The following is a 12,290-nucleotide window of genomic DNA, read 5'->3' as shown; positions in this document are numbered from 1 at the left end:
GGTGGAGCGAGGACAATGGCACTCGTGGGCCCGCATCCTGCCGTAGCCGACGTCCGCCGCGCCGTCCGCGAAGCCGTCGCCGACCTGGATCCAGGCGACCTCGTCCTGGCCGCCTGCAGCGGCGGCGCCGACTCGCTCGCGCTCGCCGCCGCGCTGGGTTTCGTGGCGCCCCGCGCGGGACTGCGGAGCGGGCTGGTGACCGTCGATCATCAACTGCAAGAAGGCTCCGAAGAACGGGCGGAACGGGTGGCCGGGATGGCGGCGGGGCTCGGCCTCGGTCTGGCCGAGGTGTGCACCGTCACGGTCGGTACGGCCGGCGGGCCTGAGGCGGCCGCCCGGGAGGCCAGGTACGCGGCGCTGGCCGAGACCGCGGACCGCATCGGCGCCCGGGCCGTGTTGCTCGGCCACACCAGGGACGACCAGGCGGAGACCGTGCTGCTCGGGCTGGCGCGGGGGAGCGGGCCGCGGTCGTTGTCCGGGATGGCGGCGGTCAGCGGACGTTACCGTCGGCCGTTCCTGGAGCTTCCGCGCAGGACCACCGAGGACGCCTGCCGCGCGCTCGCCCTGTCCCCCTGGGACGACCCGCACAACGAGGATCCCCGCTACACCCGGGTAAGGGTGAGACGGCGGATCCTGCCGGTCCTGGTGGACGAACTCGGCCCCGGCATACCGGAAGCGCTCGCGCGTACCGCCAGACTGGCTCGCGAGGACGCCGACGCGCTCGATCAGTGGGCGGATTCGGCGTACCAGGATTGCGCTCTTAGCGATATCGACGGGCGGCTGAGCCTGGCCGTGACGGCGCTGGAAGGCCTCCCCGACGCCGTCAGGCGGCGGGTGCTGCGGCGGGCGGCGATCGCGGCGGGAGCGCCGTCCGGGGCGCTGTCGGCGACCCACGTGCTCGCCGTGGACCGGCTGGTCACCCACTGGCGCGGGCAGAAGGCCGTCGACCTGCCCGGGGGTCTGTCCGCCGTTCGGCGGTATGGCACCCTGATACTCGCCATCAGTCCCATCGCGTAAGGAACCACAGGTGGACGCTGCCGACATGGGCAAGGACCTCGAGAAGGTCCTCATTTCCGAGGACGACCTCCAGGCCAAGATCAGAGAGCTTGCCGGGCGCATCGACGAGGATTACGCGGGCAAGGACGTGCTGCTCGTCGGCGTGCTGAAGGGCGCCGTCATGGTCATGGCCGACCTGGCCAGGGCCTTGCACGTGCCCGTGCAGATGGACTGGATGGCGGTGTCGTCGTACGGGGCGGGCACCAAGTCGTCCGGTGTGGTGCGGGTGCTGAAGGACCTCGACACCGACATCATGAACCGCCACGTGCTGATCGTCGAGGACATCATCGACTCCGGCCTGACCCTGCACTGGCTGCTGGAGAACCTCAAGTCCCGCAACCCGGCCAGCTTGGAGATCTGCGCCGCGCTGCGTAAGCCGGACGCGGTCAAGGTGCCGATCGACGTGAAATACGTGGGTTTCGACATCCCCAACGAGTTCGTCATCGGCTACGGGCTCGACTACGCCGAGAGGTACCGGAATCTCCCCTTCATCGGCACGCTTGCGCCGCACGTGTACAAGTAGTATTCGCGACTGCGGCCGGGAACATCGCGCAACGTGACGTACGTTGGAAGGGCAAGACCGGTGTAGCGGGCGGTCCCTCCGTGCGCTGTGCCGGTGTACCTTCTGACTTCGGGAGGGTGACCGCGTGTCCCCTTCGGGTAGTCAGAAGTCGCGGCGTCGGATGCCGCGGCCCCGGGCGTGCTCGGGGTTCCAGGCCATGGTCAGGAAGGGACGGGCCCGCAAGGGGTTCCGCATCGGATGGATCTCAAGCGATTTACACGTGGGCCACTGCTGTGGATCCTGGGCATCGTCGTGCTGCTCCTGCTCGTCACTCAACTGTGGAGCGGCGGGGGCAACTTCAAGCAAGCCGACACGTCCACGGTCCTCGAGCAGATTCGCGCCGGAAACGTCAGCAACGCCAAGATTGTCGACAAGGACAACCGCATCGAGGTGACGCTGCACAAGCCGATCCACGTGGGCGGCAGCACCACCCCGACCGACAAGATCCAGTCCGACTGGGTCACCGGCTACGGCAGCAAGCTGACCGACGAGCTCAACGCTCAGGTGCAGGCGGGCAAGACCAAGAGCTTCAACACCGAGGTGCCGCAGGAGAACTTCCTCGTCAGCCTCCTGGTGAGCTTCCTGCCCGTCGTCATCATCGTGCTGATCTTCCTGTTCATCATGAACCAGATGCAGGGCGGCGGCTCGCGGGTGATGAACTTCGGCAAGTCGAAGGCCAAGCTCATCACGAAGGACACCCCCAAGACCACCTTCGCCGACGTCGCGGGCGCCGACGAGGCCATCGAGGAGCTCCAGGAGATCAAGGAGTTCCTGCAGGCCCCGGCCAAGTTCCAGGCGATCGGCGCGAAGATCCCCAAGGGCGTCCTGCTGTACGGCCCGCCCGGCACCGGCAAGACCCTGCTGGCCCGCGCCGTCGCGGGCGAGGCCGGCGTCCCCTTCTACTCGATCTCCGGTTCCGACTTCGTCGAGATGTTCGTCGGCGTCGGCGCCTCGCGTGTCCGTGACCTGTTCGAGCAGGCGAAGGCCAACGCCCCGGCGATCATCTTCATCGACGAGATCGACGCCGTCGGCCGCCACCGCGGCGCCGGCCTGGGCGGCGGTCACGACGAGCGCGAGCAGACGCTGAACCAGCTGCTCGTCGAGATGGACGGCTTCGACGTCAAGGGCGGCGTGATCCTCATCGCCGCGACGAACCGGCCCGACATCCTCGACCCGGCGCTGCTGCGTCCCGGCCGTTTCGACCGTCAGGTCACCGTCGACCGTCCCGACCTCGAGGGCCGCAAGGGCATCCTCAAGGTGCACGGCCGCGGCAAGCCGTTCGCGCCCGACGTCGACCTCGACGTCATCGCCCGGCGCACGCCCGGCTTCACCGGCGCCGACCTGGCCAACGTGATCAACGAGGCGGCGCTGCTCACCGCGCGCGCCGACCAGAAGCTGATCACGATGGACGTCCTGGAGGAGTCGATCGACCGCGTCATGGCGGGCCCGGAGCGCAAGTCCCGGGTCATGTCGGACAAGGAAAAGAAGATGATCGCCTACCACGAGGGCGGTCACGCGCTGGTGGCGCACGCGCTGCCGAACTCCGACCCGGTCCACAAGATCACGATCCTGTCCCGCGGCCGCGCACTCGGTTACACGATGACGCTGCCGATGGAGGACAAGTTCCTGGCCACCAGGTCCGAGATGATGGACCAGCTCGCGATGCTGCTCGGCGGCCGCGCGGCGGAGGAGCTCGTCTTCCACGAGCCCACCACCGGCGCCTCCAACGACATCGAGAAGGCCACCGCGGTCGCCCGCCGCATGGTGACGGAATACGGCATGAGCGAGCAGCTCGGCGCCCGTAAGTTCGGCACCGGCCAGGCCGAGGTGTTCCTGGGCCGCGAGATGGGCCACGAGCGCGACTACTCCGAGAAGATCGCCTCCACGATCGACGAGGAGGTCCGCCGGATGATCGAGACGGCGCACGACCAGGCGTGGGACATCCTGGTCGAATACCGCGACGTCCTCGACAACCTGGTGCTCGAGCTGATGGAGAAGGAGACGCTCTCCCGCGAGCAGGTGCTGGAGATCTTCGCCCCGGTGATCGTCAAGGAGCACCGCCCGTCCTACGCGGGTTACGGCAAGCGGCTCCCGTCCGACCGTCCGCCGATCCTGACCCCGAAGGAGCAGTCGGCCAACGGCTCGCTCTCCTCGGGCCATCAGGACGCGCTGCCGTCCGGAGAGAGTGCGTGAAGTCGCACGACGTAGATCTGGCGCGGATCGAGAAGGCCGTGCGCGAGATCCTGTACGCCATCGGCGAGGATCCCGACCGCGACGGCCTTCTCGAGACGCCCTCCAGGGTCGCCCGCGCGTACGCCGAGCAGTTCTCCGGCCTCGGGCAGACGCCCGAGGACGTGCTGAACAAGGTGTTCGACGTCGACCACGACGAGATGGTGCTGGTCAGGGACATCGAGGTCTACTCCTCCTGCGAGCACCACCTGGTCCCGTTCCACGGGGTGGCCCACGTGGGCTACATCCCGAACGACCGCGGCCAGGTCACCGGCCTGTCGAAGCTGGCCAGGCTGGTCGACGTGTTCGCGCGCCGGCCGCAGGTGCAGGAGCGGATGACGTCCCAGATCGCCGACGCGCTCATGCGCGTGCTCGAACCGCGCGGCGTCATCGTCGTGGTGGAGTGCGAGCACCTGTGCATGACCATGCGCGGCGTGCGCAAGCCGGGCGCCAAGACGGTCACCTCGGCCGTCCGCGGCGACTTCCGCACCAGCGACAAGACCCGCGCCGAGGCGATGGCGCTCATACTCAACCGGTAGCCGGAAGAGGGACCCGCGATATCGGCGGTGACCCGGCAACGCCTAGGCTGGGGGCCATGAGCAACGTGACGGGGCTGGGAAGCGAGGGGCGGTGCCTCGTCATGGGCGTGGTCAATGTGACGCCTGACTCGTTCTCCGACGGCGGTCTCTGGTTCGACGAGTCCGCCGCCGTCCAGCACGGGCTCGAGCTGGTGCGCGACGGCGCCGACATCGTCGACGTGGGCGGCGAGTCCACCAGGCCGGGCGCGGCCCGGGTGTCGCTGGAGGAAGAGCTGGCCCGGGTGGTGCCGGTGATCAGGGCGCTGTCCGGCGAGGGTGTGGCGGTCAGCGTCGACACGATGCGCGCCGAGGTGGCCAAGGCCGCGGTCGAGGCCGGCGCCAGGCTGGTCAACGACGTGAGCGGCGGCCTGGCCGACCCCGCCATGCCGCGGGTGGTCGCCGCCACCGGCGTCCCATATGTGGTCATGCACTGGCGGGGGCACAGTCACGACATGGACAGCCGCGCGGTCTACCACGACGTGGTGACCGAGGTGCGCGAAGAGCTGGCCAAGCGGGTCGACCTGGTGCTGGCCGAGGGCGTGACGGAAGAGCAGATCGTGCTCGACCCCGGCCTGGGCTTCGCCAAGAACGCCGAGCACAGCTGGGCGGTGCTGGCCGGAATTCCGCGGCTGGCCGAGCTGGGCTATCCGCTGCTGATCGGGGCCTCGCGCAAGAGGTTCCTCGGCCGGTTGCTGGCCGCCCCCGACGGCACGCCCCGGCCGTTCAGCCGCAGCGACGACGCCACGCTGGCGGTCACGGCGCTGGCCGCTCAGGCGGGGGCCTGGTGCGTACGCGTGCACGAGGTAGGTCCGAACGCCGATGCCGTGCGCGTGGCGGCCGCATGGAAGAGAGCCGAATCATGAGCGTGGACACCGCCGCGATCGAGACGGTGAACCAGGAGTTCTACGCCGCGATCGAGAGCGCCGATCTCGACAAGATGACCGAGATCTGGGCCGAAGACACCGCCGACGACCAGGTGAGCTGCGTGCATCCGGGCTGGACCCTGCTGACGGGCCGCTCGGAGGTGCTCAGGTCGTGGGCGTTGATCATGGCGAACACCACGTACATCCAGTTCGTGCTGACGGACGTCAACACCACCGTGCTGGGTGACGTGGCCGTGCTCACCTGCGTGGAGAACATTCTCACCGCGGGTGAGGAAGGCGAGGCGAGCTTCGCCGCCGGCAAGGTGGTGGCCAGCAACGTCTACCTCCGCACCTCAGCGGGCTGGCGGTTGTGGATGCATCACGGTTCGCCGGTGCTCCAGGGTGACGACGACGAGGAGGAGGAAGGCGAGCTTGAGCACTGACCGCATCGCGCTCAGGGGCCTGCGGGCCAGAGGGAGGCACGGCGTGCTGGCTGCCGAGCGGGAGCTGGGGCAGGAGTTCGTGATCGACGCGACGTTGTTCCTCGACACCGCGCCCGCCGCCGCCGGAGACGACCTCACCAAGACGGTCCACTACGGCGAGCTGGCCGAGGAACTGGTGAAGGTGGTGGAGGGCGAGCCGGTCGACCTGATCGAGACGCTGGCGCAGCGGCTGGCCGACGTCTGCCTGGCCAGGGAGCTGGTGCAGCGGGCCGAGGTGAGCGTGCACAAGCCGGCGGCGCCGATCCCGCTGCCGTTCGACGACGTGATCGTGACCATCGAGCGGAGCCGGGCATGAAGGTGGTCCTCGCGCTAGGCAGCAATCTGGGCACCCGTTTCCAGACGTTGCAGGGGGCGCTCGACACCCTGTTCGACGCGCCCGAGCTGGAGTTCGTGCAGGCGTCCCCGGTGTACGAGACCGACCCGGTGGGCGGGCCCGACGGGCAGAAGCCGTACCTGAACGCGGTCGTCGTGGCTGAGACCACGCTGCCGCCGCGCGCGTTGCTGGAGCGGGCGCAGAGCGTGGAGAACGCCTTCGGCCGGGTGCGCGAGGAGCGCTGGGGCCCGCGCACGCTCGACGTCGACCTGATCGTGGTCGGCGACACGGTGAGCGACGACCCGGAGCTGACGCTGCCGCACCCGCGCGCGCACGAGCGCGCGTTCGTGCTGGTGCCGTGGTCCAAGGCCGACCCCGACGGCGAGATCCCCGGTCACGGCCGCATCGCCGACCTGCTGGCCGGGCTCGACCAGCAGGGGGTACGCCTGCGCCCCGACCTGAAGTTGCAGAGGCCGGATTGAGGCCCACCCACCCGGGCCACCTGGCCGGGATCGTCGTCGTCGTGGCGCTGCTGACCTGGGCCGTGGTCAGGAACGTCTACTCCGACCTGCTGCTCCTGCCCTGGACGGCGATCCCGACCGTGTTGCTGCTGGCCGTCGGCGAGGGCTACACGGCGTGGGTGACCAAGGCACGAATCCGCCGCAAGCCGGGCACCAAACCGGTCGAGCCGCTGGCCGTGGCCAGGCTCGTCGCGCTGGCCAAGGCCTCGGCCTACGCCGGTGCCGCGTTCGCGGGGGTCTTCGCCGGTTTCGGCTTCCACACGGCGCAGCTGCTGTCGAAGGAGACGCCGCGGGCGGAGTTCTTCGTCGCGATGGGGTCGTTCGTGTCGTGCCTGGTGCTGATCGTCGCCGCCCTCCTGCTCGAACAGGCCTGCCGGATCCCGAAGGATCCCGAGGATCAGGAACGCGGCTGATCGCGTAGCCGTCCGGGGTTGATGCCCTGGGCCCTGAGCCGGGCCATCTCCGCGACCAGCGGATGCGCCGGCTCGCCCGCCGCCGGGGCCGGACCGGTCTCGGCCGCCGCGTGCGCCTGCTGGTGCCAGAGCAGCCGCAGCGCCCTGGTCACCACCTCATTGGGCGCCTCGCCGGGACTGCCGATGGTCCTGATGATCAACTGGTCCTCTGGGGACAGCCATAACCACATGATCCGAACATTAGCGATGACGGCCGACAGACCGGGCTGATTCCTCAGAGTCCGAGGTAGAGGGTGACCGCGTGCTCGACCTCGGCCAGTTCGTCCCGGCCCAGGTGGTAGACGGGTTCGCCGTCATGGCCGCGCTTGGCGTCGTCGAGATCCACGGGATGGACCGCACCCCTGATCACCAGGCGTCCTCCTCGCCGGACAGGTCTTCGTCCGCCGGCCGCTCGGCGTCGGCGCGCGCCTGCTTGAGTCAGACCTCCCGCTCCAGGAGGCGCAACGCCCGGCGGATGACGTCGCTGGTGCGCTCGCCCTCTCGCATGGCCGCCTGAATGATGCGTTCGTCTTCGGGGGTGGCCCTGAATCCGATGGTTCAACTTTTGTCCTGCGTTTGTCGAACAGGTGATGGACGGCGGCGGCCGAAGAGGTAGATGACCGGGGCGGTGCAGATCAGCGGGCCGATGACGGCGAGCGGACGTTCCAGCCACCACGCGAGGTCCGGCGGGATCCGGCCGCCGAGCGTGCCGAACAGCCACCACGACAACCCCAGCGCGATCGCCATCCCGGTGGTGTGGAAGAGGAACAGCGGCAGCGAGTACCGGTTGATGAAGTCGTTCACCCGCCGCCAGCGCGGCCGTTCGAGCACCTGCTCCATGGCCGGCCGCAACACCTCGACCAGGCCGATCTGGAACAGCAGCAGGGCGACGATGACGAACGTCGGCGGCGCCATGTTCGACCATTTGTCGCCGGGCACCCCGACCATCGAGCCCGGATAGATGCCCGAGTAGACCAGGCCGAACAGGGCGAACAGGCCGGTCCACAGCAGGCCCACGTCGTAGCGTCTGGGCAGGGCGACGACCCGGTCGTAGAAGAACCCGGCCTGGTGTGCCAGCCCCCAGACCACGAGCATGTTCAGCCAGCCCGCCCACTCGACGTTGTAGCGGAAGCGGATCACGTCCACGACCAGGGCCGCGCCGCCCAGCCAGATCAGCGCCAGCACGTCGTAGCGGCGGTGCAGCCAGAGCGCGACCGGCAGCAGCGCGATGAGCACGAGGTAGACGCCGAGGAACCACAGCGGGCTGAGCACCAGCACCACGACCCGCCACATCCAGGGCACCTGGAAGGCCCAGGTGACGGCCGCGCCGATGGCGATCCACACCCCGGACAGGAACAGCGCGGGCACCGACAGGGCCCGGATGCGCCGCCACACGAACCACCCCAGGCCCATGCCGCGCGTCTTGGCCCGGTCCCACGACAGCAGGTGTACGTGCCCGCCGACGTAGAAGAACAGCGGCAGCACCTGCAGCAGCCAGGTCAGGATCCACAGCCCGGAGGTGAACCCCAGCGGGCTGGTCGGCTCGGGCCCGGACGGCTTCCAGTCCAGGATGGTGAACGCCCAGTGCCACACCACGACGACGATCAGGCTCAGCGCCCTGAGCCAGTCGACGTACTTGTCGCGCTCGGGGCTCACTTGTCGATGTCACCCACCACGAAGAACATCGAGCCGAGTATCGCCACCATGTCGGCCACCAGGTGCCCGGGCAGCATCTCGCGCAGGACCTGGATGTTGCTGTAGGAGGCCGAGCGCAGCTTCAGCCGCCACGGGGTCTTGTCGCCCTTGGAGACCAGGTAGTAGCCGTTGATGCCGAGCGGGTTCTCCGTCCAGGCGTACGTGTGGCCCTCGGGCACCTTCAGCACCTTGGGCAGGCGCTGGTTGATCGGCCCCGGCGGCAGCGCGCGCAGCCGCTCGACGCAGGCGTCGGCCAGGTCGAGCGAGACCTTGAGCTGTTCGAGCAGCACCTCGAAACGGGCGTGGCAGTCGCCGCCGCCCCGGGTGACGACCTTCACCGGCAGTTCGGAGTAGGCCAGGTACGGCTGGTCGCGGCGCAGGTCGAAGTCCACGCCCGAGGCGCGGGCGATGGGGCCGCTGACGCCGTACTGCATGATCTGCTCGGGCGAGAGCACTCCCACCCCCTTGGTACGGGCCATGAAGATCTCGTTGTGCAGGATGAGGTTCTCGATGTCCGGCACCCGGCGACGGGTCTCGGCCACGGACTCGGACACCCGGTCGAGCCAGCCGAGCGGCAGGTCCTCCTTGAGCCCGCCGACCCGGTTGAACATGTAGTGCATGCGCCCGCCGGAGATCTCCTCCATGACGGCCTGGATGCGTTCGCGCTCGTTGAACGCGTAGAAGACGGGGGTGATCGCGCCCAGCTCCAGCGGGTACGAGCCGAGGAACATCAGGTGGCTGAGCACCCGGTTCAGCTCGGCCAGCAGCGTACGCGCCCACACCGCCCTGACCGGCGGCTCCATGCCCAGCATGCGTTCGGCGGCGAGCACCACGCCGAGCTCGTTGGCGAAGCCGGACAGCCAGTCGTGCCGGTTGGCCAGCATGATGATCTGCCGGTAGTCGCGGACCTCGAACAGCTTCTCCGCGCCCCGGTGCATGTAGCCGATGATCGGCTCGGCGGTGGCGATGCGCTCGCCGTCGAGTGTCAGCCTGAGCCTGAGCACCCCGTGCGTGGACGGGTGTTGCGGGCCGATATTGAGGATCATGTCCTCGGTGGCCAGCTCCTTCGCGCCCGCACCGATCCCCACCACGCGTTCCGTCATATGGCCATGCTGCCACCGGCTGCCGTGGTGATCCAGCACGGGGGCGGGTCAAGGAATGGCATAGAAACGCATCACTAAGCCCGACATGGGGAGGGATACCGGAAACGGGGGGAGAAAACACCATGAAGAGAGTCCTGTTTGATGTAGCGGCCCTCATCGCGCGGGTGGCGATCGGTGTCATCTTCGTGGCTCACGGCTGGCAGAAATGGCAGAACGGCCTCGGGGCGACGACCCAGGGATTCCGGCAGATGGGGATCCCGATGCCGGAGCTGGCCGCCGGGTTCGCGAGCGTGGTCGAGACGGTGGGCGGCATTTGCCTCATCCTCGGCCTGGGGGTCAGGGTGGTGGCGTTGCTGCTGCTGGCCAACATGATCGGGGCGATCGCCTTCGTCCACGCGGGCAACGGGGTGTTCGCCACTGACAACGGCTGGGAACTGCCCGGCGCGCTGGCCGCGATCTCGCTGCTCTTCCTGGCCCTGGGCGGCGGACGAATCGGCCTCGACGGCATCATCCGGGCCGCCACCCGCCGCCGTGCCGAGCGCCGCGCGGCCGAGGAGGACATCGCCGCGCACGCCCCCGGCACCTCGGTACGCCGGACCGAGCCCACCACGGTCACCACGGAGACCACCACGGTGACCACGGAACCGCCCGGTCCCGCCGCCTCGGCGACGGACGAGCCGGCCAGGAACGCGACGCCGACGCCGGAAGGCCCGGCCACGCCCGCGTCCGGAGAAACGCCCACGGAACAGCCCAGGGGAACGGATCAGTCCGGGGGAGCGGACCAGCCGAGGGTGCCCAGGCAGCCCGCCGCGCCCGACCGGCCCGCCGGGCACCGCGCGGGGAACCTGAGCGACGAGGACATGCGCGACATCGACGCGCTCGTCTCCGACGAGCCCACGCCGCGCAAACCGCCGAACCGCGGCTGACGCGACTCAGCGGGCGACTCAGCGGGCGACGATGTCGCGCAGCGCGTCGATCAGGCGGTCGACGTGCTCCTGCGTGCTGCCGATGCCGATCGAGGCACGCACCGCGGAGGCCGTGCCGTCCTCGCAGCCGCCGTCGGCCGCGCCGAGCAGGTGCCGGACGAACGGGTGCGCGCAGAACTTGCCGTCGCGCACCCCGATGCCGTACTCGGCGGACAGGATCTCGGCCACCTCGCGCGCCGAGTACCCGTCGACGACGAACGACACGATGCCCACCCGCGGGTGGTCGTCGCCCCACAGCGACAGCTCGCGCACGCCCGCGATCGAGGCGAGGCCGGCGCGCAGCCGCGCGATCAGCCGCTCCTCCTCGCGCACCAGCGCGGTCCAGCCGGTCGCGCTCAGCGCGTCGCAGGCGGCGGCCAGCGCGATCGCGCCCAGCACGTTCGGGGTGCCCGCCTCGTGCCGCGGCTCGGCGTCGTCGTGCCACTCGGTGCCCTCGCCGGCCGCGCCGACCGAGCGGACCGCGCCGCCGCCCTTCAGGTACGGCTCGCCGCCGGACAGCCAGTCCCTGCGCCCGACCAGGACGCCGGCGCCGAACGGCGCGTACAGCTTGTGCCCGGAGAAGGCCACGTAGTCGAGGTCGAGCGCGGTCAGGTTCAGCCGCCGGTGCGGGACGAGCTGCGCGGCGTCCACCAGGATCCTGGCGCCGTGCCGGTGCGCGATGTGGGCCAGGGCGGCGATGGGCCACAGCTCGCCGGTGACGTTGGAGGCGGCGGTGACCACGAGCAGCTTGGGACCCTCGATCGCGGCCAGTGCCTCGTCGGCGGCCCGGACGGCCTCGCCGGGGAAGGCCGGGGGCGCCAGGCGCACGGCGTCGGGCCAGGGCAGCAGCGACGCGTGGTGCTCGGTGTCGAACACGACCGCCGTGGTGCCCTCGGGCAGGCACCCGGCCAGCAGGTTCGTGGCGTCGGTGGTGTTGCGGGTGAAGATCACGGCGTCGTCGGGGCGGGCGCCGACGAACGCGCGCACCGTGTGGCGGGCCTGCTCGTACCTGGCGGTGGTGAGCTGGGAGGCGTAGCCCGCGCCGCGGTGGACGCTGGAGTAGGCCGGGAGCGCGGCGGCGACGGCGGCGCTGACCGGCTCGAGACAGGGGGCGCTGGCCGCGTAGTCGAGGTTGGCGTACCCGACGAGACGGCCGCCCTTGACCGGGACCTCCAGGTCGGCGCCGAGCACGGCGGGGATCGGACGGCCGTGCGCCACCTGCGGTTCGGACTCGTCGCCCTGGGCTTGCGCGGGGACGGAGCTGAAGATCGTGAGCGTGGGCATGGCGGAACTCCTCAGGGTCGTCGGACCCCTGGAGGCAGCACCGGAGCCCGCGCTTGCCCGCCACACCTCGTGACGGACCAGGTCTTCACCCGGGGCACCCCGCCGCGGACGCGAGGGTTGCCGGCCAGCTAGCCGGGGCTTGGTGCTGGCACTCATGACCTACGTC

Annotated in this window: 15 protein-coding genes and 1 riboswitch; of the genes, 10 read left to right on the top strand and 5 right to left on the bottom strand. The window is 70.0% G+C overall.

The features are described from left to right. The first annotated feature begins 15 nt into the window (after positions 1–15). From tilS to HII36_RS30350, 9 genes are all read left to right on the top strand, one after another. The gene (gene tilS, locus HII36_RS30390) at positions 16–1,017 is read left to right on the top strand and encodes a tRNA lysidine(34) synthetase TilS (RefSeq protein WP_173526706.1); all 1,002 of its coding nucleotides are present in this window, start codon (positions 16–18) and stop codon (positions 1,015–1,017) included. Positions 1,018–1,027: 10 nt separating this feature from the next. Next, the gene (gene hpt / locus HII36_RS30385) at positions 1,028–1,579 is read left to right on the top strand and encodes a hypoxanthine phosphoribosyltransferase (protein WP_328807956.1); all 552 of its coding nucleotides are present in this window, start codon (positions 1,028–1,030) and stop codon (positions 1,577–1,579) included. 237 nt (positions 1,580–1,816) lie between these two features. Continuing rightward, entirely contained in the window at positions 1,817–3,811 is a 1,995-nt protein-coding gene (gene ftsH, locus HII36_RS30380; protein ID WP_173526705.1) for an ATP-dependent zinc metalloprotease FtsH, read from the top strand. Then, positions 3,808–4,386 carry a GTP cyclohydrolase I FolE gene (gene folE, locus HII36_RS30375; RefSeq protein WP_173526704.1) on the top strand — a complete coding sequence of 193 codons (579 nt, stop codon included), beginning with the start codon at positions 3,808–3,810 and terminating at the stop codon, positions 4,384–4,386. The genes ftsH and folE overlap by 4 nt, the downstream gene beginning before the upstream one ends. A 47-nt stretch (positions 4,387–4,433) precedes the next feature. Next, positions 4,434–5,288: a dihydropteroate synthase gene (folP, locus tag HII36_RS30370; RefSeq protein WP_456238024.1), complete on the top strand. Its 855-nt coding sequence runs from the start codon at positions 4,434–4,436 to the stop codon at positions 5,286–5,288. Continuing rightward, positions 5,285–5,731, top strand: a complete 447-nt coding sequence (locus HII36_RS30365; RefSeq protein ID WP_173526703.1) for a nuclear transport factor 2 family protein — start codon at positions 5,285–5,287, stop codon at positions 5,729–5,731. Before folP ends, HII36_RS30365 begins: the two co-directional genes overlap by 4 nt. Beyond that, entirely contained in the window at positions 5,721–6,086 is a 366-nt protein-coding gene (gene folB / locus HII36_RS30360) for a dihydroneopterin aldolase (protein WP_173526702.1), read from the top strand. Before HII36_RS30365 ends, folB begins: the two co-directional genes overlap by 11 nt. Beyond that, positions 6,083–6,586 (top strand): 2-amino-4-hydroxy-6-hydroxymethyldihydropteridine diphosphokinase, encoded by a 504-nt coding sequence (folK, locus tag HII36_RS30355; RefSeq protein ID WP_173526701.1) that lies wholly within the window; start codon positions 6,083–6,085, stop codon positions 6,584–6,586. Before folB ends, folK begins: the two co-directional genes overlap by 4 nt. Beyond that, positions 6,583–7,038, top strand: coding sequence for a DUF3180 domain-containing protein (locus tag HII36_RS30350; protein ID WP_173526700.1), 456 nt, complete (start codon positions 6,583–6,585; stop codon positions 7,036–7,038). The genes folK and HII36_RS30350 overlap by 4 nt, the downstream gene beginning before the upstream one ends. Here the strand turns inward: HII36_RS30350 and HII36_RS30345 are convergent. The 4 genes from HII36_RS30345 to HII36_RS30335 all read right to left on the bottom strand — a co-directional run bounded on the left by HII36_RS30345 (position 7,023) and on the right by HII36_RS30335 (position 9,875). Beyond that, positions 7,023–7,268: a hypothetical protein gene (locus HII36_RS30345; RefSeq protein ID WP_173526699.1), complete on the bottom strand. Its 246-nt coding sequence runs from the start codon at positions 7,266–7,268 to the stop codon at positions 7,023–7,025. The genes HII36_RS30350 and HII36_RS30345 overlap by 16 nt on opposite strands. Positions 7,269–7,312: 44 nt before the next feature. After that, positions 7,313–7,447: a hypothetical protein gene (locus HII36_RS58085; protein WP_268959646.1), complete on the bottom strand. Its 135-nt coding sequence runs from the start codon at positions 7,445–7,447 to the stop codon at positions 7,313–7,315. A gap of 188 nt (positions 7,448–7,635) precedes the next feature. Next, positions 7,636–8,733 (bottom strand): acyltransferase family protein, encoded by a 1,098-nt coding sequence (locus tag HII36_RS30340; RefSeq protein WP_173526698.1) that lies wholly within the window; start codon positions 8,731–8,733, stop codon positions 7,636–7,638. Beyond that, positions 8,730–9,875, bottom strand: a complete 1,146-nt coding sequence (locus HII36_RS30335) for an NADH-quinone oxidoreductase subunit D (protein ID WP_173526697.1) — start codon at positions 9,873–9,875, stop codon at positions 8,730–8,732. Before HII36_RS30335 ends, HII36_RS30340 begins: the two co-directional genes overlap by 4 nt. A gap of 122 nt (positions 9,876–9,997) precedes the next feature. On the opposite strand from HII36_RS30335, the gene HII36_RS55940 reads away from it, so the two are divergent. Further along, entirely contained in the window at positions 9,998–10,801 is an 804-nt protein-coding gene (locus HII36_RS55940; protein ID WP_217370157.1) for a DoxX family protein, read from the top strand. An 18-nt stretch (positions 10,802–10,819) separates the two neighbouring features. Here HII36_RS55940 and HII36_RS30325 read toward each other — a convergent pair whose 3' ends face one another. Next, positions 10,820–12,124, bottom strand: a complete 1,305-nt coding sequence (locus tag HII36_RS30325) for an aminotransferase class V-fold PLP-dependent enzyme (protein WP_173526696.1) — start codon at positions 12,122–12,124, stop codon at positions 10,820–10,822. A gap of 44 nt (positions 12,125–12,168) precedes the next feature. Beyond that, a riboswitch (SAM riboswitch) is annotated at positions 12,169–12,284 on the bottom strand. Between the last annotated feature and the right edge of the window lie 6 nt (positions 12,285–12,290).

Origin of the sequence: Nonomuraea antri (assembly GCF_013283785.1) — a bacterium.
Lineage (GTDB): Bacteria > Actinomycetota > Actinomycetes > Streptosporangiales > Streptosporangiaceae > Nonomuraea > Nonomuraea antri.
The sequence above is the reverse complement of the archived record's forward strand: the minus strand, read 5'-3'. Positions and strand labels throughout refer to the sequence as shown.